Source organism: Pseudoalteromonas sp. SR45-1, assembly GCF_014163655.1.
GTDB classification, from domain to species: Bacteria; Pseudomonadota; Gammaproteobacteria; order Enterobacterales; family Alteromonadaceae; genus Pseudoalteromonas; species Pseudoalteromonas distincta.
On the sequence record NZ_JACJDR010000001.1, the window covers coordinates 456,808 to 479,280 of the forward strand.

The 22,473-nt window shown below is 41.0% G+C and carries 17 protein-coding genes; 8 read left to right on the forward strand and 9 right to left on the reverse strand.

Features of this window, described 5'->3' with window-relative positions; genetic code table 11:
• The first annotated feature begins 248 nt into the window (after positions 1–248).
• The 6 genes from H5089_RS02055 to trpA are packed head-to-tail and all read left to right on the forward strand — an operon-like array spanning position 249 to position 6,837.
• Positions 249–1,817: an anthranilate synthase component 1 gene (locus tag H5089_RS02055; protein ID WP_165724016.1), complete on the forward strand. Its 1,569-nt coding sequence runs from the start codon at positions 249–251 to the stop codon at positions 1,815–1,817.
• Position 1,818: 1 nt separating this feature from the next.
• The gene (locus tag H5089_RS02060; protein WP_149592564.1) at positions 1,819–2,421 is read left to right on the forward strand and encodes an aminodeoxychorismate/anthranilate synthase component II; all 603 of its coding nucleotides are present in this window, start codon (positions 1,819–1,821) and stop codon (positions 2,419–2,421) included.
• Between the two features lie 11 nt (positions 2,422–2,432).
• Positions 2,433–3,470: an anthranilate phosphoribosyltransferase gene (trpD, locus tag H5089_RS02065; RefSeq protein WP_182711350.1), complete on the forward strand. Its 1,038-nt coding sequence runs from the start codon at positions 2,433–2,435 to the stop codon at positions 3,468–3,470.
• Entirely contained in the window at positions 3,463–4,827 is a 1,365-nt protein-coding gene (gene trpCF, locus H5089_RS02070) for a bifunctional indole-3-glycerol-phosphate synthase TrpC/phosphoribosylanthranilate isomerase TrpF (RefSeq protein WP_002961581.1), read from the forward strand. The genes trpD and trpCF overlap by 8 nt, the downstream gene beginning before the upstream one ends.
• 7 nt (positions 4,828–4,834) lie before the next feature.
• Positions 4,835–6,019 (forward strand): tryptophan synthase subunit beta, encoded by a 1,185-nt coding sequence (gene trpB / locus H5089_RS02075; RefSeq protein ID WP_182711351.1) that lies wholly within the window; start codon positions 4,835–4,837, stop codon positions 6,017–6,019.
• Positions 6,016–6,837, forward strand: coding sequence for a tryptophan synthase subunit alpha (gene trpA / locus H5089_RS02080; RefSeq protein ID WP_024595006.1), 822 nt, complete (start codon positions 6,016–6,018; stop codon positions 6,835–6,837). The genes trpB and trpA overlap by 4 nt, the downstream gene beginning before the upstream one ends.
• A gap of 64 nt (positions 6,838–6,901) precedes the next feature.
• Here the strand turns inward: trpA and H5089_RS02085 are convergent, their stop codons facing one another.
• Both H5089_RS02085 and H5089_RS02090 read right to left on the reverse strand, forming a co-directional pair.
• Entirely contained in the window at positions 6,902–7,480 is a 579-nt protein-coding gene (locus H5089_RS02085; RefSeq protein ID WP_024595007.1) for a type 1 glutamine amidotransferase domain-containing protein, read from the reverse strand.
• Positions 7,481–7,838: 358 nt separating this feature from the next.
• Positions 7,839–8,108 (reverse strand): HU family DNA-binding protein, encoded by a 270-nt coding sequence (locus tag H5089_RS02090; RefSeq protein ID WP_007375441.1) that lies wholly within the window; start codon positions 8,106–8,108, stop codon positions 7,839–7,841.
• A gap of 191 nt (positions 8,109–8,299) precedes the next feature.
• Here H5089_RS02090 and H5089_RS02095 point away from each other — a divergent pair, with 191 nt between their 5' ends.
• Entirely contained in the window at positions 8,300–8,875 is a 576-nt protein-coding gene (locus H5089_RS02095) for an inner membrane-spanning protein YciB (RefSeq protein ID WP_033028426.1), read from the forward strand.
• A gap of 66 nt (positions 8,876–8,941) precedes the next feature.
• Positions 8,942–9,583 carry a CPBP family intramembrane glutamic endopeptidase gene (locus H5089_RS02100; protein ID WP_182711352.1) on the forward strand — a complete coding sequence of 214 codons (642 nt, stop codon included), beginning with the start codon at positions 8,942–8,944 and terminating at the stop codon, positions 9,581–9,583.
• 134 nt (positions 9,584–9,717) lie between these two features.
• Here H5089_RS02100 and H5089_RS02105 read toward each other — a convergent pair whose 3' ends face one another.
• From H5089_RS02105 to prpB, 7 genes are all read right to left on the reverse strand, one after another.
• The gene (locus H5089_RS02105; protein ID WP_182711353.1) at positions 9,718–11,598 is read right to left on the reverse strand and encodes a hypothetical protein; all 1,881 of its coding nucleotides are present in this window, start codon (positions 11,596–11,598) and stop codon (positions 9,718–9,720) included.
• A 9-nt stretch (positions 11,599–11,607) separates the two neighbouring features.
• On the reverse strand, positions 11,608–12,699 hold the full coding sequence (locus H5089_RS02110; protein ID WP_039489982.1) for a hypothetical protein: 1,092 nt from the start codon (positions 12,697–12,699) through the stop codon (positions 11,608–11,610).
• Between the two features lie 62 nt (positions 12,700–12,761).
• The gene (locus H5089_RS02115) at positions 12,762–15,800 is read right to left on the reverse strand and encodes a hypothetical protein (protein ID WP_182711354.1); all 3,039 of its coding nucleotides are present in this window, start codon (positions 15,798–15,800) and stop codon (positions 12,762–12,764) included.
• Positions 15,801–16,301: 501 nt separating this feature from the next.
• Positions 16,302–17,468 carry a 2-methylaconitate cis-trans isomerase PrpF gene (prpF, locus tag H5089_RS02120; protein ID WP_182711355.1) on the reverse strand — a complete coding sequence of 389 codons (1,167 nt, stop codon included), beginning with the start codon at positions 17,466–17,468 and terminating at the stop codon, positions 16,302–16,304.
• Positions 17,469–17,479: 11 nt separating this feature from the next.
• Positions 17,480–20,089, reverse strand: a complete 2,610-nt coding sequence (gene acnD / locus H5089_RS02125; protein ID WP_182711356.1) for a Fe/S-dependent 2-methylisocitrate dehydratase AcnD — start codon at positions 20,087–20,089, stop codon at positions 17,480–17,482.
• A gap of 129 nt (positions 20,090–20,218) precedes the next feature.
• Positions 20,219–21,343: a 2-methylcitrate synthase gene (gene prpC / locus H5089_RS02130; protein WP_002961600.1), complete on the reverse strand. Its 1,125-nt coding sequence runs from the start codon at positions 21,341–21,343 to the stop codon at positions 20,219–20,221.
• A 35-nt stretch (positions 21,344–21,378) separates the two neighbouring features.
• A complete protein-coding gene (gene prpB / locus H5089_RS02135) occupies positions 21,379–22,257 on the reverse strand; it encodes a methylisocitrate lyase (protein ID WP_002962361.1) in 879 nt (292 codons plus the stop codon).
• Positions 22,258–22,473: the final 216 nt, after the last annotated feature.

Sequence of the window (22,473 nt, forward strand, 5' to 3'; positions counted from 1 at the left end):
CTAGCAAAAATTCAAAACCCGCAACTATGCGGGTTTTTTTATAACTAAATTTTACGAAACATATACGTTAAAAATATTTAATAAATTTTGAGGCAGAAAAACATGAATAACGGTCTTACTCTTACACATCGTTGGTGGTGGCGCCTGATATAGCGGGACGGTAATGATCTGTTTGTAATTTAGATATCGTTATTCAAACCCCGCATTGCAAAAGCACTGCGGGGTTTAATTTTTTGAGGGAATGAGGTTTGATTTTTAGTCATATAACTACCACACCAGGCGAAGTAACAAGCATTACGCAAGTACGCGACTATATTAGTAGCCCTCTTGCATTATACGCGGCACTTGATAAGCCTAACTCACTACTGCTTGAATCGGCTGAGATTGATTCTAAAGACAGTGTAAAAAGCTTAATTTTAGTTGATAGCGCCCTGCGCATTGTATGTAAGGGTAAAACGGTAACTGTTAGCGCACAATCTAATAACGGCAAGCAATTATTAAGCTACTTACAAGCAAATGTTAAGAGCTGTGATTCACAATTAAACGACACAACGCTTACACTTAATTACCAAGACACCAGCAGCGATATAGACGAAGCAAGTAAGCTTGTTGCCGATAACGCTTTCAGCGCTCTTCGTACCTGTATTAACAGTATTCAAAGCACTACCGAAAATCCGTTTTCGGTATTTTTAGGCGGTGTGTTTGCCTACGACATGGTGGCAAACTTTGAGCAATTAAGTGATGTACCTGATGGCGAAAACACCTGCCCAGATTACGTATTTTATTTAGCTGAAACGTTAGTTGTTATTGATCATCAAAAGCAAACAACCGAACTCATTGGTAATGTATTTAATGGCCCAGACGTACACGCTAACTGCTTTGAAGTAGGTAAAGAGCTTGAGCGCTTAAATACGCTTTGCGATAACGCAGCAGAATTTAGTGCGGATATGCAAAGTGGCGAATGTGAAGTAAGCGTTGATATAAGCGACGAAACGTATTGCGAGCAAGTTGTTAAGCTTAAAAAGAATATTGTTGATGGTGATATTTTTCAGGTAGTGCCGTCGCGTACATTTTCACTACCTTGCCCTGATTCTTTACATGCGTATAGCCAGCTTAAAAAGCAAAACCCAAGCCCTTACATGTTTTATATGCGCGATGAAGACTTTGCATTATTTGGCGCGTCTCCTGAGTCGGCCCTTAAGTACGACGTAAGTAATCAGCAAGTAGAAGTCTACCCAATTGCTGGCACTCGCCCACGTGGCAAATTTGCTAATGGGCAAATAAACCCCGACTTAGACAGCCGCATTGAGCTGGAACTAAGAAACGATCAAAAAGAGCGCGCCGAGCATTTAATGCTTGTCGATTTAGCCCGTAACGACGTAGCCCGCATTAGTGTTGCAGGTACTCGTTTTGCCAAAGAGTTATTAAAAGTAGACCGCTATTCACAGGTAATGCATTTAGTTTCACGCGTTGTTGGCACACTAAAACCAGAACTTGATGCACTGCATGCTTACCAAGCGTGTATGAACATGGGCACCCTTGTTGGTGCACCAAAAGTACGTGCTGCTGAGCTTGTTCGTCAAACTGAAGGTAAGCGCCGTGGCAGTTATGGCGGCGCTGTAGGTTACTTAACCGGTGATGGCGCAATGGATAGCTGTATTGTTATTCGCTCTGCTTTTGTTAAAAATAACATAGCCTACGTGCAAGCAGGTGCAGGTGTAGTGTTTGACTCAGATCCTATTTCAGAAGCAAACGAAACTCGCGCTAAAGCACAAGCGGTTATCACCGCCATAAAATCTACGTATAAGGCGGTATAAAATGAGTAAAGCGAATCCTATTAAAATCTATTTTTTAGATAACTTTGACTCATTTACATATAACTTAGTTGATGAGCTTACGATGCTTGGCTGCGAACTTGTTGTTTACAGAAACAACATTAGCGCTGAGGTTATTTTTAATAAAATGCGCCAAGAGCAAGGCCAAGTACTCTTAGTACTTTCCCCAGGTCCTGGCACACCAAGCGATGCAGGCTGTTTAATGGAGCTTATTGAGCTCTCTAAAGGCCACTTCCCAATGCTAGGCATTTGTTTAGGCCAACAAGCATTAACACAAAGCTATGGCGGAGTAATCGGTCACGCGGGTGAAACCGTACATGGTAAGTCTTCAATTATTAATTTAGGCGAACATCCTGTATTTGATGGTATGGGCAATACAATGCCTGTAGCACGTTACCATTCATTAATGGCAACAAAAGTGCCTGATAATATAAAGGTTATTGCCCAGTACGAAGATATCCCAATGGCTATTTATCATCATGATGACAACGCATTGGGCTATCAATTTCATCCAGAATCAATACTGACGCCAAACGGCGCAATGCTACTTCAGCAAAGTGTCGCTTACTTAACACGTGCCAAATAATAGAGGACATTATGAGTACACAACCAGAACAACCCATAAATGTTCAACACGCTATTGAACAACTAATTACAGGGCAATCATTAAGCTACGCAGACGCCAAAGCACTGTTTGATGAAATAATGCAAGGTAACATGAGCGAGATTGAGCTAACCGCCCTACTAATAAGCCTTAAAATTAAAGGCGAAGTAAGCGATGAAATAGCAGGTGCTGCAGCCTCAATGCGCGAAAACGCTGTTGCTTTTACTACCAGCAGTACACAACTTGCTGATAGCTGTGGCACTGGCGGCGATGGCTCAAACACAATTAATATAAGCACAACAGCAGCCATAGTTGCCGCTGCTGCCGGCATCAACATGGTAAAACATGGTAATCGCAGTGTATCGAGTAATTCAGGCTCTGCCGACTTACTAAAAGCGTTGGGCATTAATATAGATATGAGCCCAGAGCAGGCAGCAAAATGCCTTGAGCAAACCAATTTTACCTTTTTGTTTGCACCGCACTATCACAGTGGCGTACGCCATGCGATGGGCGTGCGTACAGCGCTTAAAACACGCACTATTTTTAATATTTTAGGCCCGCTTGCTAACCCAGCAGCACCTGATGTGCAATTGTTAGGTGTGTACAATGAAGCGTTATGTATGCCAATGGCACAAACACTTAAAACCCTTGGCACAAAGCGCGCTATGATTGTTCACGGCTCGGGCACTGACGAAATAGCTCTACACGGTCCAACAACGGTAGTTGAGCTGAATAATGGCGAGCTTACACAGTACACACTAAACCCAAGCGACTTTGACCTTGCAAACTATTCACTTGAACAACTCGCTGGTGAAGGCCCACAATACAACGCAAATGCTAGCCTTGCCATCTTACAAGGCAAAGGCACAGATGCACATAATGCTGCCATTGTGGTTAACGTAACTGCCCTTTTATACCTAACAGGTAAAGCAGAAACGTTAAAAGAAGGGGCAAAGCAAGTACAAACATTATTAAGTTCAGGGCAAGCCATGAACACACTAAATGCAATTATTGAGGTAAGTAATGGCTAATGTATTAGACAAAATTGTTGCTGATAAAAAATTAGAACTAATTGAGCGTAAAGCCGCACGCCCGCTTGAAAGCTTTAAACACCTTGCAGTGCCTACAAGCCGTAGTTTTTACAAAGCATTAGCCGCCCCAGGCACACAGTTTATTTTAGAGTGTAAAAAAGCATCGCCTTCAAAAGGGCTAATTAGAGAGCCATTTGATTTAACCGAAATCACATCGGTTTATAAAAAATACGCTACCTGCATGAGCGTGTTAACTGATGCTAAATATTTTCAAGGCAGTTTTGACTATCTTGAATTTGTGCGCAGCCAAGTAGAACAACCGCTTATCTGTAAAGACTTTTTTATAGATGAGTACCAAGTATATATGGCGCGTATTTATGGCGGTGACGCTATATTACTGATGCTTTCAGTACTCGATGACGAAAGCTATAAAGCACTGCACGCAGTTGCCGATTCTCTGAATATGTCGGTATTAACCGAAGTAAGTAATGAAGAAGAAGTACACCGTGCACTTGCGCTTGATGCACAAATTATTGGTATTAATAACCGTGATTTACGCGATTTAAGCACCGATTTAGCCACTACCGAAAAGCTACGCAAACTTATTCCGGCTGATAAAGTGGTTATTTCGGAATCGGGTATTTACACCCATCAAGACGTAAAACGTTTAGCTCCATTATGCGATGGTTTTTTAATTGGCAGCTCACTTATGGGCGAGCGTGATTTAGAGCAAGCATGTCGCCGTGTTATTTTAGGTGACAATAAAGTATGTGGTTTAACACGTACCAAAGATGCACAAGCGGCATATCAAAACGGTGCTATTTACGGGGGTTTAATTTTTCATCCTAAATCGCCACGCTATGTTGATTTAGATTGCGCAAAAGAGCTTAGCCAAAGTGCCCCGCTTAATTTTGTGGGTGTGTTTGTAGATGCCCCAATTGATCAAGTTGCTCAATACGCAAGTGTGCTAAAATTGGCGGCAGTTCAATTACATGGTCAAGAAAGTGACGATTACATCGCTCAGTTGCGTACACAGTTACCTACCGGCTGCGAGATTTGGAAAGCCCAAGCAATAAAAGATGCATTGCCAACGCCTGTAAATGGCGTTGACCGACACCTTTACGATACACACAGCGATACACAAGCTGGCGGTACTGGTAAAGCATTTGATTGGTCGGTGCTTCATGATGCAACCACTCCGTTTATGCTCGCTGGAGGCTTAAATCCAGACAATATTAAAGATGCGCTTTTTAAAGGTGCCTTAGGCCTTGATTTAAACTCAGGCGTTGAAGAATCTGCGGGTAAAAAGTGCCCTAACAAATTACATAATGCTTTTACAAGCATCAGAAATTATTGAGGTTAAAATGCAAAATCCAGCTTATTTTGGCGAGTTTGGCGGTATGTTTGTACCCGAGTTACTTGTCCCTGCGCTTAAGCAGTTAGAAAACGAATTTAACAAAGCACAAAAAGATCCTGAGTTTCAGGCTGAGCTAAGTAAATTATTAAACGAGTATGCGGGTCGTCCTACCCCACTTACTTTAACGCGCAATTTAGTTAAAAACCCAAAAGTAAAACTGTATCTAAAGCGTGAAGACTTATTACACGGCGGCGCACATAAAACCAACCAAGTACTTGGCCAAGCGTTACTTACTAAGCGCATGGGTAAAAAACAAGTAATTGCTGAAACAGGCGCAGGCCAACACGGCGTTGCAACCGCGCTTGCATGTGCATTACTGGGTTTAAAATGTCGAATTTATATGGGCGCAAAAGACGTTGAACGTCAGCAACCTAACGTATTTAGAATGAAGTTAATGGGCGCAGAGGTTATTCCGGTAACAGCGGGTTCTGGCACATTAAAAGATGCAGTAAATGAAGCTCTGCGTGACTGGTCAGCTAATTATCAAGACGCGCACTACCTACTAGGCACAGCTGCTGGTCCTCACCCATTCCCAACAATTGTACGTGAGTATCAAAAAGTTATTGGTGAAGAAGCTAAGCAACAAGTACTTAAAGCAGAAGGTCGTTTACCTGACGCTGTAATTGCCTGTGTTGGTGGTGGTTCAAACGCAATTGGTATGTTCACCGACTTTATTGACGAGCCAGGCGTTAAATTAATTGGTGTTGAGCCTGCTGGGAAAGGGCTTGATACAAATGAGCACGGTGCAACAATTTGTAAAGGCACTAAAGGTATATTACACGGTACTTACACGTACATTATGCAAAACGACGATGGCCAAATTGAAGAGTCTTACTCTGTATCAGCGGGTCTTGATTACCCTGCGGTTGGTCCTCAGCACGCATTTTTACACGAAACCGGTCGAGCGCAATACGTGGGTATCACAGATACAGAAGCGCTTGATGCGTTTCAATCACTTGCTAAAAACGAAGGGATCATTCCGGCGCTTGAATCAAGCCATGCGCTTGCTTATGCACTTAAGTATGCAGAAGAGCAAACCGAGGAAAGCATTTTAGTTATTAATTTAAGTGGTCGTGGCGATAAAGATTTAGCACACGTTCACAATGTACTATCTGAAAGAGGTCAGCTATGAGCCAAGTAAAAACGGATCGTTACGGCAAAATGTTTGCAGCGCTTAACGAGAAAAAACAAGGTGCGTTTGTACCATTTGTAACAATTGGCGACCCAGGTAAAGAGCAAAGTGTTGCGATTATTAAAAGCCTAATTGACGGCGGCGCTGATGCACTTGAGCTTGGTATTCCGTTTTCTGACCCGATTGCGGATGGCCCTGTAATTCAAAAAGCTAATATTCGCGCACTTGATGTGCACATTAACACGCAAGATTGCTTTGATGTTATTAAAGAGATACGCGAGTATAACGCCGATATTCCAATTGGATTATTGCTTTACTCAAACCTTGTTTTTAAGCGCGGCATAGAAGCATTTTATAAAGATGCAAAAGCGGTAGGTGTAGACTCTATTTTAGTGGCTGACGTGCCTCTGCATGAATCTAAAATATTTAGAAAGTCAGCAATGGATAACGGTGTAGACCCAATTTTTATTGCCACACCTAATGCAGATGACGACACTCTTCGCCAATGCGCCTCTTACGGTCGTGGTTATACGTATTTACTATCGCGCGCTGGTGTTACCGGTACCGATACAAAAGCACAAATGCCAGCGGGTAATATTGTTACTAAATTAAAAGAATACCATGCAGCTCCTGCTCTTTTAGGATTTGGTATTTCAACACCAGATGATGTAAAAGCGGCACTTAATGCAGGCGCAGCAGGTGCTATTTCAGGCTCTGCTGTAGTTAAAATTATTGAAGCTAACCTTAACGATTTAGACGCAATGACAACGCAGTTAAAAGCATTTGTTAGTGAAATGAAAGCGGCAACCGCATTATAAAAAGTGTAAATTTAGGCATTAAAAAAGGGCATTTAAATGCCCTTTTTTGTTTTTGAAAAACAAATTAGTGAGCTTGGTGTTTACCCTCTAAAATCTCTTCAATAAACTTAGCATTAAATGCTTCTAAATCAGCTGGGCTTCGGCTTGTTACTAAACCTTGGTCTACACATACTTCTTGATCAACCCAATTAGCACCTGCATTAATTAAATCGCTTTTAATACTAGGAAAAGAAGTAATAGTGCGGTCGCGCAATTTATTAATTTCAGCTAACAACCACGGTGCGTGGCAAATAGCAGCAACGGGTTTGTTTTTTTCTGCACCAAAAAATCCATCAATAAATGCTTTAGCATCTTTATCTTGGCGTAAACTGTCTGGATTAAATAAACCACCAGGAAGCATAAGCGCGTCATAATCAGCAGGATCCGCGTTTGTAACTAGTTTATCTACTGTTACTTTATCGCCCCACTTGTCTTCATCCCAGCCAGTAATTTGGCCTTCTTTAATTGATACTATTTCGATGTTTGCACCAGCATCAAGTAATGCGCTGCGTGGAGATAAAAGCTCACTTTGCTCAAATCCATCAGTGGCTAAAATTGCGATTTTTTTGCCTTGTAAACGCGTGCTTGTTTGTAATGTACTCATTGAGATCTCCTTATTTTCTTAAAAGGTATATTTAAAATACACAATCAAAAAAGCACGATGCGTGCCGATAACAAGCAATTGAAAATAAAGGAGTTAATTTAAGTAGGATTTATAATGCCATGTAAATCATTTAGAAGGGATGAAAAAACTACATAGATCAGACATAGCTTTGCTACTTGGTGATTTAAATACAGAAGCTTCGCTTCTCGCGTGAGCAAGCTCAACGCCTACAACTAACGCTCGGCATTATGTTTATTTTGTAGACGCACAACTTGTTGGCTTGATGGGCAAAGCCCATAATTTTATGTTTAATAACTCCTAGCAAAGCTCAGTCAACGACCAAGCTAAGTAATGCTATTTAAAGCAGATCTTTTAACGCCTTAGCTGGTTTAAAAACCGCTTTATTTGCGCCTTCTATTTCAATTGCAGCCCCTGTTTGTGGGTTACGCCCAGTACGCGCTGGGTAATAACTTAGCGCAAAGGTACCAAAGCCATTAATTTGAACTTGATCGCCCTCAGAAAGCGATTTAGTAATGACTTTTTGCAAGCTTGAAAGTGCCGCTTGAGAATCTTTTTTTGTTAATTCACTTTTGTGTGCAATGGCAGCAACGAGTTCTGCTTTATTCATTTTAGGCTCCTAAATACACGCCAAATCAGTGTTGGTTAAGCGTGGGAATATGATGATATGAAAAATACCAAACCAAATTGGTAATAAAGCCACGCAGGCTAAGGGTTACAGGGCAACAAGTCAACCTTGTAGTTGCTAAGCTTTATGTGGTAAAAAGCCTTTGACTCTTTTTTGTATAATTTAGGTAGTATATGCACGCATTAATTGAATACATTCCACTCATACTGTTTTTTGCAGTGTTTAAACTCGTCGATATTTATTGGGCTACCGGTTTATTGATGGCCACTACGCTTATTCAAGTTGCTTATAGCTACTTTAAACATGGCAATGTACCTACTCGTCATTGGATATTTTTTGGCATTGCTGCCGTGTTTGGTACGCTAACGCTGGTACTTCATGATGAGCAATATATTAAATGGAAAGCAACACTGATATATGCAGGTTTAAGTTTAACGTTACTTGTTAGCCGTTATGTACTTAATAAAAATCTCGTTAAAAAAGCGCTTAGCTCAATCCTCGAAAACGCTAATGATACAAAACAAGCCATTGTTGTCCCAGAACCATTATGGGATAAGCTTAACCTAATGTGGGTTGTTATAACTGCTGGTATAGCGGCACTAAACATTTATATTGCATACAATTTTTCGCTCGATTTTTGGGTTAACTTTAAAGTGTTTGGTTTAATGGGTATTACTTTTGTAAGCATTTTTGCCACCATTATTGCCTTGTACAAATACCTCCCTGATGAAGAGGAAACAGCAAAGTAAGCCCCCTCGTCATAAAAGTGTCGTCTTAGCTTGTTAGCTTATTAAAAAAAGCAAGTTGAGACGACCTTGAACGCTAACCAATACCGCTGGTTTGAATTTACCCTCATTTTTATATTGCTGCCCTTGTTGGGTTTTGGATTACGCGAGCATTTAGCTAATTGGCTTATCCCTGCGCTTATTATACTTATGAGTGTGTGTTGTATGTTGCTACTAGGCGATCCCCATTTTAAACGGTTTAGACTCACAAGCCTTGGGCAATTTTCTGCTGTTAAAAGGCGTGTGTTTAGCTTCTTTTTTTTAGGTGCGCTGTTCTCAGGCATGTTCTACGGGATTATTCATCAAGGCAACTGGTTTACCCTTCCCCGTAACTCGTTTAATGATTGGCTTTTACTGTTGGTGCTGTATCCAATACTGTCGGTTATTCCTCAAGAATTAATATTCCGAACGTATTTTTTTCATCGTTATAAACGCATCATGCCAAAAAAAGCAGTGCGTATTGTAGTCAGTGCGAGTGTATTTGCGCTGGCGCATATTGTGTATGCAAATTGGATTGCAGTAGCCTTAGCCTTTTTGGGCGGTATACTGTTTGCGTATACCTACGCACAAAGCCGCTCAACGGTCGTGTGTGTTATTGAACACAGCTTATGGGGGCTATGGATGTTTACACTCGGGATTGGCAGCTACCTCGATTCAGGCGCATTTAACTAATATAACAAACATTAAAAAATCCGATACTAGAAAACTAATACCGGATTTCGAATAGTTATAAAAACACTTCACTCATCGTAAAAAGCGCTGAGCTGTAAGGCATATGCTGAGTTTTTAATTATTTAATATAATGGTTAAAATAACGACTCAAACTCACCATTTGGAAATAAAACACCAGGAATACCACGTACCGCAGTAACATCAGCTAGTTTAGTATCACCAAAATATAAACCGCCACTGTAATTACGGCCCTTTTGCTTTACATCTAACCAACGTCCATTTTCGCCTTTCGCTATTAGATTAATGTTGCCACTAACATCACGAATACGTAAATCTAACGCGCGATTTTGTATGCTAACAAATATATCTGTAGAAGTAAGTTCTGATAAGTTTTCCACATCGCCTACGTACGCAAATTTAAAATCGCTTGCACCACTCAATGGAAAATCTAATTCAAAAGTAAATGCTAAATCGTCATTATCTTCACCAACAAAAGGCGAAGCCTCTACTGCTGTGATATGAAATGCAGTGTTTTGAATGTCGCTTACGTAACCACCATTAAAATCAAAAGTAGATAACGTGGTTGACTCCTCACCTAGTGAATTAACAAAACGATTTAGGTTTACTGATAAATCACCTTCGAGTTTACCCGCGGCTTTATTGATAATTACGTTGGTGGTTACCTGTGTAATACCCGTATCGGCTTCTGGGTTTAATTCACTTTGAGCATCTATGCCATCAAACTCAATCAGCAACTCACTTACATCCACACTTAATACAGTAGTACCATTTGTGACCGTTGCGCTCATTACACCTTCGATTTTATTACCTAATACACCACTTACTCTGAAAGTTGGAATTGATAAATCAATGGTTATAGGTAACTCATCATATGTGCCAGTAATAGCCCAAGTATAAGGTGATTGGTTGTAATCAATATCTAAATCACGAAGCTTATATTGCCCTGATGGTGTAGAGCCATCAGCTAGTGGTGAATAATTTGTGATAACTTCGTTTAAAGCATTACTAAGTGCATCAAGGGTTCTTTGTGTATCTTCATCAAACGCACCTTCAAGCTCAGTAAATTTTGCGTCTAATTCATCTGTATAGCTTTTTTCTTGAAGTCTTGCAACACCAATTATATTTCGCGTATCAACAAGTAACCCTCTTGAGTCTAAGCTTTGCACTTCTGCTGAGCGAGCCTGCCAATTTGCAAATGTAGTTACACTTGCAATCGTTTGCTTAACTTGACCAGCTACATTTTTCAGCAAAGCATTACCTTGGTCGCTAAATAAGTTGTCTGTAACATACTGCGCTGCTAAGTCGCTGTAATCTTGCCATGCTTGCTGGTCAGTCTCCAAGTTAGTAAATGCATTAAAAGCACTTTCAACACTAAACGAACTATCAGCAACACCAGCTAAAATTGCCGCGTAGGTGAAGGCATTTGTCACCATTTCTGCTTCAACACTTGCATTTAAATTACTGTGCGTTAAATGATAAAAAGGCGTGGCTGATAAACTCGCCTGTGTAGCACTAAAGCCTTCTTCTGTAATTGCTTTACTCAATGGCGATAAATAAACCTTATTTACACCCGGTGCACTAAATGCATCCGCTTTGTAATTAAGGGTAACGGTTGTCAATTCTTGGTAGTCGATTAACCGGTTTGCGTTTAAGTCATTTACATCACCACGCACAGTTCTGCCACACCCTGTAAATCGCGGACAAGGTAGAGCTGTATCGCTAGGTATAAACTCAAAACTATTAAAAGTAAGTGGAGTTACACTTACACTCGCAGTATTGATGTTTTCGACTTCAATTGATTCTTGCACCACCCCATCGCTATCTAAAACATTAAGCGTGCCCTGTGGTGATTGCCAATTAGATACATAAAAACTCACAGAAGAAGATGTAGCAATTTCACTCACTGCAACAGATTCTGAACTGTCACTGTCTGATGAAGAACCACAACCTGCCAATGCAATAGCGACCCCTAAAGGTATAATTTGTTTTAACATCTTCATTCCTTAAAACTTAATGTTCACGTACCAATTCACATTCGCATAATAGGCTTTATCTAAATCTAGGCTATCAGTTTGTAAATTAAGACCAAAATATTCGTTTTCTATACCAACTAAAAATGCTTCGCTTTTTGTTTCGTAGCCTGCTTGTACTCGCCAATGATCCCAAAAGTGAATACGGCCTTTTAATTGGCTAAACGTGTCTTTATCGTAACGTTTTAAAGTTAACTGAGTCGAAAATCGGTCGTTTATTCTGTAATCGGCAAATGCTTGTAGTCGCATTTCCATTTCGAAATCATGAGATACCGTATTTCCAAATGCAGATGTTTTTAATGAAACTGTTGGCTGAGTAATAATATCGCCGTTATCATCTTCGCTAAATGGAATTTCAGTCGTTTGACCCTTTACAGAGCCGCTGTCTTCGTACTGAGTTTTATAGAGCAAATCTTTTACGCTAAAACCAACTTTAAGCTCATCATTTACTTGCCAATCGGCAAAAATATCTAGGCTATAGCCTAGCCCTTCAGGCTTTTGTGAAGGTGTAAATTCTTTAAATAAAATATCTTTTGAAAAGTTGTAATCGACAGTTACAGCACCTTCAACTTCATCACTAAAAATCTCACCATTTACAGTGGCATCTTGATAGTGTGAGCTGGCAAAAACAGAAAGCTTAGGTGTTATTGTTAATGCATTTTTATCTAAAAATTTAAAATCATAAGATACGAATACACCATTAGACGTTGCTTGTTTAGCATCGAGGTAATAGGTATAAAATCTATCTTCAAACTCTAAATCATTCTTTTCGGTATGAGTATATTTAGCTGTATCAGGATCAAAGTTAAGAACATAGTCATAACGACTTTGTAAACCCACTTTAAAATTACCGTAGCCAACACCCACTTCAAAAATATTATAGGTAAATGCACTGTCACCCGATTTTAATGGTGCATCAAAATCATCTACAAAGGCTTGTACTGGTTGTGCTTCAGTATAAATTTCTGCGTCAAAATGAGTAAATATTTGAAATTGGTTATCTGCGGAAGCAAGAGGAGAAATAAAAGCTGTTGAAAATCCTAACAAGAGAATTTTTTTTTTCATAATTTAATCGCTTTCTATAAAAAAAGGGAAAAGCGCTGCTTTCCCCTTTTATAGTTTAAATATTACTTAGATGAATCAATTAAATCAACATCAGTGTAAGGCACTACATCACCATCGATGTAAGTGATAGATACACCGTTAGTAACTTTAGAAGCAGTACCAAATGACATCATTTCGCCATTGTACATAGCTTTAACATCACCAGTGTAACCTGTAGATTCCATACCAGTTAGAGATAATGTGTAACCCATTGCTGCGTCACCTTTAACCATAACTTCTAATGTACTTTCATCTTCATCACCACTACTGTCAACCATACCCATTACTTTAAAGTCTAAGTCGCCAGACATACCTTCAAGTGTAATACTTGAAGAATCTGATTCTTCAGTTGCAGTAATGTTTAGCATACCAGTGAAACCAGAATCACCGTCCATAATTTCAACGTGGTTCCAAGCTTCAGTGTTAACAATTTCAGCGTCATCAACTGTGTCAGCATTTACTGCACCATCAAATGTGAATATTAAACATGAATCAATTTGCGTAGGATCAATAATCGTACCGTCAGCAAACAGTTCACACTCTTCTAGAGCTGCAGTACGACTTTCACCCGTAACAAGTGAAACAGTAGCGTCATTTTCACCCATTAATGTAGCGCCCCAAGCAACAACTAATTGCTCGCCTTGGTATGAAGCTGAAGCACTGATCATTTCACCGGTAGTTTCGTTCTCTAATTCTAAAACTAACGCATCTAAGTCATAGTTATATGACCAATCAGGTTGACGAGTAGAAGTACCTTCACCTGAGTTACCCATTTCAGCTAGTTCATCAATTACGTCAGCAAGAACGTCTGCTGCATCGATAACCGCTTGACCGCCAGTGTTAGTAAGCACAGTCATAGTCGATAATGACTCTGATGTAGCTTTAACAGAAGTTAGTACTTCAAGTTTAGCAACCGCCGCTTCAGCAACAAGTTGTAGGTTATAAGCTGTTACAAATTGCTCGCTAGCTAGGTCACCTTGAGCTACAGCAGCTGTTTGCATAGCTGTAAGCGCATCAATCATTGCTTGTGCGCCTTCGCCTTCAAGGTCTAGGTAAGCATTAGCAGCAACAAGTGCTTGCTCAATAGCAATTTCAAGTGCATCAACAGCAGCAGCAAAATCAGACGCAGCAGTAACAGCAGTCATAGCAAGCTCAAGAGCTTCAGTTGCGTTTGCGGCTGTATCTACCATTGCACCTTCTGCGTTAGCAAGTGCGCTTGTAGAAGCTGCTTCAGCTGTGTCTGCTGCTGATTTTTTCTCATCAGCAACGTCTGCAGTGTCTTCAGCAACTAGTTTTGCTGCAGCAAGAGCAATATCAAACGTTTCAATCGCTGCTTCTGCTTCCGCTACTAGTGCAGCTAATGCAGCGTCGTATGCAACGGTGTCAGTTACAGCAACACCTGCATCTGTTTGTAAAGACGTTGCAGAATCAAGAATCTGTTGGTAATCAGAGCTTTGAGTAACTAACGCTTTTGCAGCAGTTACATAACCTTGTGATTTAACAAAAATAGAACCCGCTTTAGCTGTTAAACCAGCAGTAGCAGCTTCATTTTTCAGTAATGTTACAGCGCTTACAAATGCAGCTGCGTTATCAGCTGTAAGAGCATCGCCACCAATTGCTTGAACATCAGCAAGTGAACTTTGAGCTGTTTCAATATCCATTTCTAATGCAGTAAGTGCAGTTTGTGAAGCTGTAACTTCTACTGTTAAAGCAGCTGCTAGAGCTGTATAAAAATCATCTCCAACTGTACACTCTGCACCAGTACAACCAATTACTTCTAGTGCTTTTTTAACTTTTACTGCAGCGGCTGCAAGGCCGGCATCAGTTGCTGCACCATTTTTAACAGCTTTGTCTTTAGCTGCTTTTGCTTTTTTAGCAATACCTACTGAATTAGCGGCAAACGCATCAATTTGTGCTTGTGTTGCATTAGGGTTGTTAATAGAGAATGCCGCTTTTAAAGCGTTTTCAATTGCAGTTTCATCACCCGTTGCTACAGCAACAAAAATGTTTGCAGTATTTGTAATTGCTGTTTGTAACATTGTAGCTATTGCAGCAATGCCAGCGTCAGTATTACCTTTAAACTGGCCTGATTTAATACCAGCTTTAATGCTGCTCATTACATCACCAATTGAAGGTAAACCTTGAATTGAAGATGAAAGCTGTGCAATTGCTAAAATACCGTCAGTAAGTTCTTCTTCGCCATCAACATTGCTTAAATCTACAGCGCCGCCGTTAGATAAATCGCCAATAATAGCAGAAAGTAAAAGTGCTGCGTCTTGACCCATTACTTGTACAACAGTGTTTAAGCTAGCTGTAGCAATAGCGTCTTCATCTACACTTGAACCTGAGTCAAGAAGAAGACCTGCCACTAACGATGTTAAAAAAGTAACATTAGCTTTATAAGAACCTATAACATTATCGTCGCCAGCTGCACCGCTCGCTCCAGATGTATCTGCTTCAACAGCTGGAATAAACTTAACAACAGAAAGCTCTAGGTCAGTTTTGTACCATTCGCCAAACTCAATATCAGTATCGCCATCATTTTCGTCGTCAACTTCTGGCGCTTCATCGTAAGTGCCACAACCTACGTAAGCATCACAACGTAAAAAGCTATCATCGCCTTCTTCAGACGTTTTAACAGTAATGTAAACAGGTCCAGTAAAATCATCATCTAGGTAGATGCTGTAACGACCGTTTTCATCAGTTAGCACTTCAGGGTTAGAGGCAATTTTACTTGCTTCTACCGCTGCATCTGCAGCATCTTGTGATAGTGCTTCTTCAGAAAAAGACTCAGCCTCTGCTGAAGCAGCTGAGCGAAATGCAACAGGAACGCTTTGACCAGATGCATCTAAAGTCATTACAGTTACTACTGCACTTTTCATTGAACCTTTAACTGCTTTACCTGTTACTTCAATGTTAAATTGTGCATCGCCCGTTGCAGTGAAAGATTCTACAGGTGTAACAGGAATATTTCTGTCGTTATCAGAACCACATGCTGTTAAGCCTAATGTAAGTGCAACTGAAGCTGCAATAGGTGTAAATTTGATCGTACGCTTTACCATTTATTTCTCCTTGATAGCCTGGAATGAGTATCAGAAATTAGTTTAGTTGATAGTGATTTATGTAAGCTTTTATATTCAAAAAGCATCAAAAAAGTACACAATCATAACTTTTGTTACTAGAACATTAAAAATACCATTAAGCTATATAGTTATGCTACATATTTATACGTTTTATAGAAGTATTTATCTTTATTCTATGAGCTACTTCTTTATCAGCATCTCTATTATTCAATAACCTATAGACACTCATAAAGAACCAGCACATATTGATACAATATATTCACTTTATTAAATGAATATTACATATAATCTAGTTTGTTAATTATATTCTTCAAGTAAATGCGGTGGATGAGAGCGAAAAAAGACGATAATTCGAAAAATTAATGAAAAAGGATTATTTCTAACGAGTGTGAGTAGGTTTTACTTTAGCTAAGCAAACGTTTATAAAATTTGTTTGCTTAACTAAAATAAATGTTTAGTTGCGCTTAACTTCACCAGTGATTAGTAAGGGACTCTTACAACCCCTTCCATTAATACACGTGCACTTCGGCTCATACTTGCTTTGGTAACTAGCCAGTTGCCAGCATTATTTTTAGCCTCAGCACCTACTTTTAGCGTGCCCGACGGGTGACCAAAGTTAACTTCACTCAATGCACCGCCACCAGCGGCTATATTTACGAGTGTGCCTTCAATTGCTGCGGCAGTGCCAATAGCTACAGCGGCTGTGCCCATCATGGCATGATGCAGTTTACCCATCGACATTGCGCGCACGAGTAAGTTAATGTTGGCAGCCTCAATAAATTTACCGCTAGATGCAGCGTAATCTAAAGGCGCTGCAACAAACGCAACCTTTGGTGTATGTTGGCGAGCTTGCGCTTCACTAATATTAGTGATTAAGCCCATTTTAACGGCGCCATAAGCGCGAATGGTTTCAAGCTTTTTAAGCGCTGCAACATCGTTATTTATATCGTCTTGCAGCTCTGTGCCGGTATAATTAATATCAGCGGCGTTAATAAATACAGTAGGAATACCTGCATTTATCATGGTTGCTTTTAGAGTACCAACACCTGGAACCTCTAAGTCATCAACTACGTTACCTGTTGGAAATAACGCGCCATCGCCATCAGCGGGGTCCATAAATTCAAGTTTTACTTCAGCTGCAGCAAATGTAACGCCATCGAGCTCAAAGTCGCCGGTTTCTTGTACTTCGCCATTGGTCATAGGGACATGCACTAATATGCTTTTATTAATATTAGCCTGCCACACACGCACAATAGCAACACCGTTATTAGGTACTCTGCTTTTATCGACCAAACCATTACTAATAGCAAAAGCCCCCACTGCTGACGTTAAGTTGCCGCAGTTACCGCTCCAATCTACAAAAGGTTTATCTATAGCCACTTGACCAAACAAGTAATCAACATCGTGGTCTGCTTGCTCACTTTTACTTAGGATTACGGTTTTACTGGTGCTTGATGTAGCGCCGCCCATTCCATCCGTTTGTTTGGCATACGGATCGGGGCTGCCAATAACACGCAGTAATAAATTATCGCGCGCCTCGCCTGCTACTTGAGCAGGCTTTGGCAAATCAGTTAAATTAAAAAACACACCTTTACTGGTGCCGCCACGCATATAGGTTGCAGGCACTTTAATTTGCGGTTTAAACATAGTGTTTGCCCTTATGCAGATTGCGTTGCTTCTAAAAAGTCTTGAGCAAAGCGTTGTAACACACCACCAGCTGCGTAAATAGAAAGCTCTTCTTGGGTATCTATACGACACTTCATAGGCACAGTAAGCACTTCACCATCTTTACGGGTAATGCTTAAATTAACGGTGGCGCCTGGTTTTACATCGCCCGTTACATCGTACGTTTCACTGCCATCCAGCTTTAGGGTTTTACGCGTTGTGCCTGCTTTAAATTCAAGCGGTAAAACCCCCATACCAATTAAGTTAGTACGGTGAATACGCTCAAAGCCCTCTGCTGCTATTACTTCAACGCCTGCAAGTCTTACGCCTTTTGCAGCCCAATCGCGCGACGAACCTTGCCCGTAATCGGCACCGGCTACAATAATAAGCGGCTGTTTACGCTCCATGTAGGCTTCGATTGCTTCCCACATACGGGTATTAGTCCCTTGTGGCTCTAGGCGTGCGTAAGAACCTTGTTTAACGTCGCCGTTTTCATCTAACACCATTTCGTTTAGCAGCTTTGGGTTTGCAAAGGTTGCGCGCTGCGCTGTTAAATGATCGCCCCGGTGCGTTGCGTACGAGTTATAGTCTTCCTCTGGGACGTTCATTTTGGTCAGGTATTCGCCAGCAGCACTACTTGCCATAATTGCATTTGATGGCGATAAATGATCCGTTGTAATGTTATCGCCAAGTACTGCAAGCGCGCGCATACTGGTCATAGTGCGCTCACCCGCAAGTGCACCTTCCCAATAAGGAGGGCGACGAATGTAGGTGCTTTCTGGGCGCCAATCGTAAAGTGGATCGTTATCTTCACCGTAATCTACGGTTAAATTAAACATAGGCTCGTATACTTTTCTAAATTGCTCTGGCTTAACGCTTTGCTTAATTACTGCGTCAATCTCTTCATCTGATGGCCATAAATCTTTAAGCGTAATATCGTTGCCTTGTTGATCTTGTCCAAGTATCCCTTTTTCAATATCAAAGCGAATAGTACCTGCAATAGCGTATGCAACAACCAAAGGAGGTGACGCTAAAAATGCTTGCTTAGCATAAGGATGAATGCGCCCATCAAAGTTACGATTACCTGAAAGTACAGCCGTTGCGTATAAATCACGTTCAATTACTTCTTTTTGAATCACAGGGTCAAGCGCTCCGCTCATACCGTTACATGTTGTACACGCAAAACCAACAATGCCAAAGCCAAGTTGCTCAAGCTCTGTTAGTAGGTTTGCATCTTCAAGGTATGATTGCACTGCTTTTGAGCCTGGTGCTAATGAAGTTTTAACCCAAGGTTTGCGCATTAAACCCTTAGCATTTGCATTACGGGCAAGGAGTGCTGCAGCAATTACATTGCGTGGATTACTGGTATTAGTACAACTAGTAATAGCCGCAATAATACATGCGCCGTCTGGCATTAAGCCTTCTTCATTTTCAACAACACCCGAAATACCTTCTTTAGCTAAATCGCTTGTCGATACACGGCGGTGTGGATTAGATGGACCCGCAATATTGCGCCCCACGCTTGATAAATCAAACTTAAGTACACGTTCGTATTTTGCGGTTTTTAAGCTATCGCTCCAAAGGCCTGCTGTTTTTGCGTAGTTTTCTACAAGGGCAATTTGTTCTTCTTCACGCCCTGTTAAACGCAAATAATCTATTGTTTTATCATCGATATAAAACATGGCGGCAGTTGCGCCAAATTCAGGCGTCATGTTTGAAATGGTTGCTCTGTCGCCAAGTGTAAGCGCGTCGGCACCTTCACCGTAAAACTCTAAATAAGTAGATACAACACGTTGCTTACGTAAAAATTCAGTAATGGCCAACACAATATCGGTAGCGGTAATACCTGGTTGGCGCTTACCTGTTAGCTCAACACCAACAATATCAGGCAAGCGAATATAAGAAGCACGGCCAAGCATTACGCTTTCAGCTTCAAGACCACCTACGCCCACAGCAATAACGCCCAGCGCATCAACATGTGGCGTGTGGCTGTCGGTGCCAACTAGTGTATCTGGGAATGCAATGCCATCTCGGTTTTGAATAACCGGCGACATTTTTTCAAGGTTAATTTGATGCATAATGCCGTTACCCGGTGGAATAACATCAATATTTTTAAACGCAGTTTTAGTCCAGTTTATAAAATGAAAACGGTCGTCATTTCGTCTGTCTTCGATGGCGCGGTTTTTTTCAAATGCGTCAGGATCAAAACCGGCATGCTCTACCGCTAACGAATGATCCACTATTAACTGCGTGGGTACTACCGGATTCACTTTTGCGGGGTCGCCGCCTTTAGCTGCAATTGCATCACGAAGCCCAGCTAAATCAACAAGTGCTGTTTGGCCTAAAATATCGTGGCACACTACGCGCGCCGGATACCACGGAAAATCCAAGTCTTGCTTTCGCTCAATTAGCTGATTAAGTGCATCGGTTAACATAGCAGGGTCGCATCGGCGTACTAGGTTTTCGGCAAATACACGCGATGTATAAGGTAGTGTGGCGTATGCACCTGGCTTAATTGCATCTACGGCTTCTTGCGTATCGTAATAGTCGACGTTTGAGCCAGGTAAAGGTTTACGGTATTGGGTATTATTAATTATGGTCATGGTAAGGGTTCGCTAATTTGGTGACGGTGTTTGCTCACAGCTAGCGTGTTTAATAAAAAGTTTGAGAAAAACGACTCGCTAGTGGCTATGTGCAATAAAAAAGTGAGCACATGCGTGCTCACCCATTTTTTAACGTGACTCTATTGGTGTGTAACTGCGTGCATCAGGGCCTGTGTAATCGGCACTTGGGCGAATAATACGGTTGTTAGCGCGCTGCTCTTTTACATGGGCAGTCCAGCCCGTAACACGGCTCATGACAAATATTGGCGTAAATAATTTAGTTGGAATATCCATAAAGTGATAAGCAGATGCATGGAAAAAATCGGCATTACAAAACAGTTTTTTCTCGCGCCACATAATTTCTTCACAACGAACAGACACAGGGTAAAGCACGGTATCGCCCACCTCTGCCGCTAGTTTTTCAGACCACTTTTTAATAATTACATTACGCGGATCAGACTCGCGATAAATAGCATGACCAAAGCCCATTATTTTGTCTTTACGTTCAAGCATGCCCATAATTTCTTTCTCAGCATGTTCAGCGCTTGTAAAACCTTGAATCATATCCATTGCCGCTTCGTTAGCACCACCATGTAATGGACCACGCAGCGTACCAATCGCACCAGTTACGCAAGAATGAATATCAGAAAGCGTTGATGCACACACACGCCCTGTAAAAGTAGAGGCGTTAAACTCGTGCTCTGCGTACAAAATTAGTGATACATTCATTACCTGTGCAAACAATTCACTAGGTGCTTTGTCGTGTAATAAATTTAAAAAATGTGCGCCAACTGAGTCGTCATCAGTTTGTGTTTCAATGCGTACGCCATCGTGTGTAAAGCGGTACCAGTAACAAATAATACTTGGGAACACAGCAACCATACGATCAATTGCATCATTAGCTTGGCTAAAATCAAGTTCCATTTCAAGGTTACCCAACATTGAGCAACCCGTGCGCATTACATCCATTGGGTGCGCGTCTTTAGGAATATTTTCAAGCACAGTTTTAAGCGCATCAGGTAAGCCGCGTAAACTTTTTAGTTTTGCTTTATATTCTGCCAATTCGCTTGTGGTTGGTAACTCACCACGTGAAAGTAAAAAAGACACTTCTTCAAACTGCGCTTTTTCGGCAAGTTCGCTAATATCGTAACCACAATACGTTAAACCAGAACCACTTTGTCCAACAGTACACAATGCTGTTTGACCAGCCACTTGTCCGCGTAAACCCGCGCCGCCTAATGCTTTATCTACCATGATCTTCTCCTATCTTAAATTTGTGTGTCATTTTATTATTTGTCAGATTTTGATGAAAAAAGTGTGTCGAGTGTGTTCTCGTACGTGTGGTAATCTAAAAAGTCGTAAAGCTCAGAACGCGTTTGCATATTTTCGATTTGGCTTTGTTGCGAGCCTTCATTTAAAATTGCTGAATACACGTTTAGTGCTGCTTTGTTCATGGCTCTAAATGCACTTAGTGGGTAAAGCACCATTTCAACACCTACATCACTTAGCTGCTCTTTTGTGTAAATAGGTGTTTGGCCAAACTCAGTAATGTTTGCCAAAATTGGAACGTTAATCGCTTTTGCAAATGCTTGGTAATCAGCAAGGTCGTGTACGGCTTCTGCAAAAATAGCGTCTGCACCAGCTTCAACACAGGCAGCTGCACGGTCTATCGCGGCGTTTAAACCTTCTTTTTGAAATGCATCGGTACGCGCCATAATATAAAAATCGCTATCGGTTTTTGCATCAACCGCCGCTTTAATGCGGTCAACCATTTCACCTTGGCTTACAATTTCTTTATTAGGGCGATGACCACAGCGCTTTTGCGCTACTTGGTCTTCTATATGAAAACCCGCCGCACCGGCTTTAGTCATTTCTTTTACTGTGCGTGCAATGTTAAACGCCCCACCCCAACCGGTATCGGCATCAACAAGTAGTGGTAAATCGCTCGCACCCGTAATACGACGAATATCTTCAAGCACGTTATCAAGGCTTGTCATACCCAAATCAGGCATACCAAACGAAGCGTTTGCAACACCGGCACCTGAGAGGTAAATAGCTTGGTGACCCATTTTTTCAGCCATCATCGCTGTGTAGGCGTTAATAGTACCTACTACTTGTAACGGACGGTTATTGGCAATAGCGTGTTTAAATTTTAATCCTGCTGACATTACTTTCTCCTCACTTTGAACGGTTGCTACGTGGAGTAACTTGTAGTTTTAATCTGTAATTGTGACTGTTTAACTGCTCTTGCTAGCTTTTAACTTTTAGCTTTTAGCAGCTTCTGTTTTTTGCGACTAATATCAATCTGTATGCGTATGAGGTCTATTTAACGATAAGAAAATCGTTCTGTAACTAGGCAATAATTTTTATGTTTCGTGGTTCTA

Bases quoted from the DNA above. Each gene is read 5' to 3' on its own strand.
- prpB (WP_002962361.1), bottom strand. From the start codon at position 22,257: ATGTCAGCAGGATTAAAATTTAAACACGCTATTGCCAATAACCGTCCG.
- H5089_RS02060 (WP_149592564.1), top strand. From the start codon at position 1,819: ATGAGTAAAGCGAATCCTATTAAAATCTATTTTTTAGATAACTTTGAC.
- H5089_RS02110 (WP_039489982.1), bottom strand. From the start codon at position 12,699: ATGAAAAAAAAAATTCTCTTGTTAGGATTTTCAACAGCTTTTATTTCT.
- trpB (WP_182711351.1), top strand. From the start codon at position 4,835: ATGCAAAATCCAGCTTATTTTGGCGAGTTTGGCGGTATGTTTGTACCC.
- H5089_RS02105 (WP_182711353.1), bottom strand. From the start codon at position 11,598: ATGTTAAAACAAATTATACCTTTAGGGGTCGCTATTGCATTGGCAGGT.
- H5089_RS02090 (WP_007375441.1), bottom strand. From the start codon at position 8,108: ATGAATAAAGCAGAACTCGTTGCTGCCATTGCACACAAAAGTGAATTA.
- H5089_RS02095 (WP_033028426.1), top strand. From the start codon at position 8,300: ATGCACGCATTAATTGAATACATTCCACTCATACTGTTTTTTGCAGTG.
- acnD (WP_182711356.1), bottom strand. From the start codon at position 20,089: ATGACCATAATTAATAATACCCAATACCGTAAACCTTTACCTGGCTCA.
- prpC (WP_002961600.1), bottom strand. From the start codon at position 21,343: ATGGTAGATAAAGCATTAGGCGGCGCGGGTTTACGCGGACAAGTGGCT.
- trpD (WP_182711350.1), top strand. From the start codon at position 2,433: ATGAGTACACAACCAGAACAACCCATAAATGTTCAACACGCTATTGAA.
- H5089_RS02115 (WP_182711354.1), bottom strand. From the start codon at position 15,800: ATGGTAAAGCGTACGATCAAATTTACACCTATTGCAGCTTCAGTTGCA.
- trpCF (WP_002961581.1), top strand. From the start codon at position 3,463: ATGGCTAATGTATTAGACAAAATTGTTGCTGATAAAAAATTAGAACTA.
- trpA (WP_024595006.1), top strand. From the start codon at position 6,016: ATGAGCCAAGTAAAAACGGATCGTTACGGCAAAATGTTTGCAGCGCTT.
- prpF (WP_182711355.1), bottom strand. From the start codon at position 17,468: ATGTTTAAACCGCAAATTAAAGTGCCTGCAACCTATATGCGTGGCGGC.
- H5089_RS02085 (WP_024595007.1), bottom strand. From the start codon at position 7,480: ATGAGTACATTACAAACAAGCACGCGTTTACAAGGCAAAAAAATCGCA.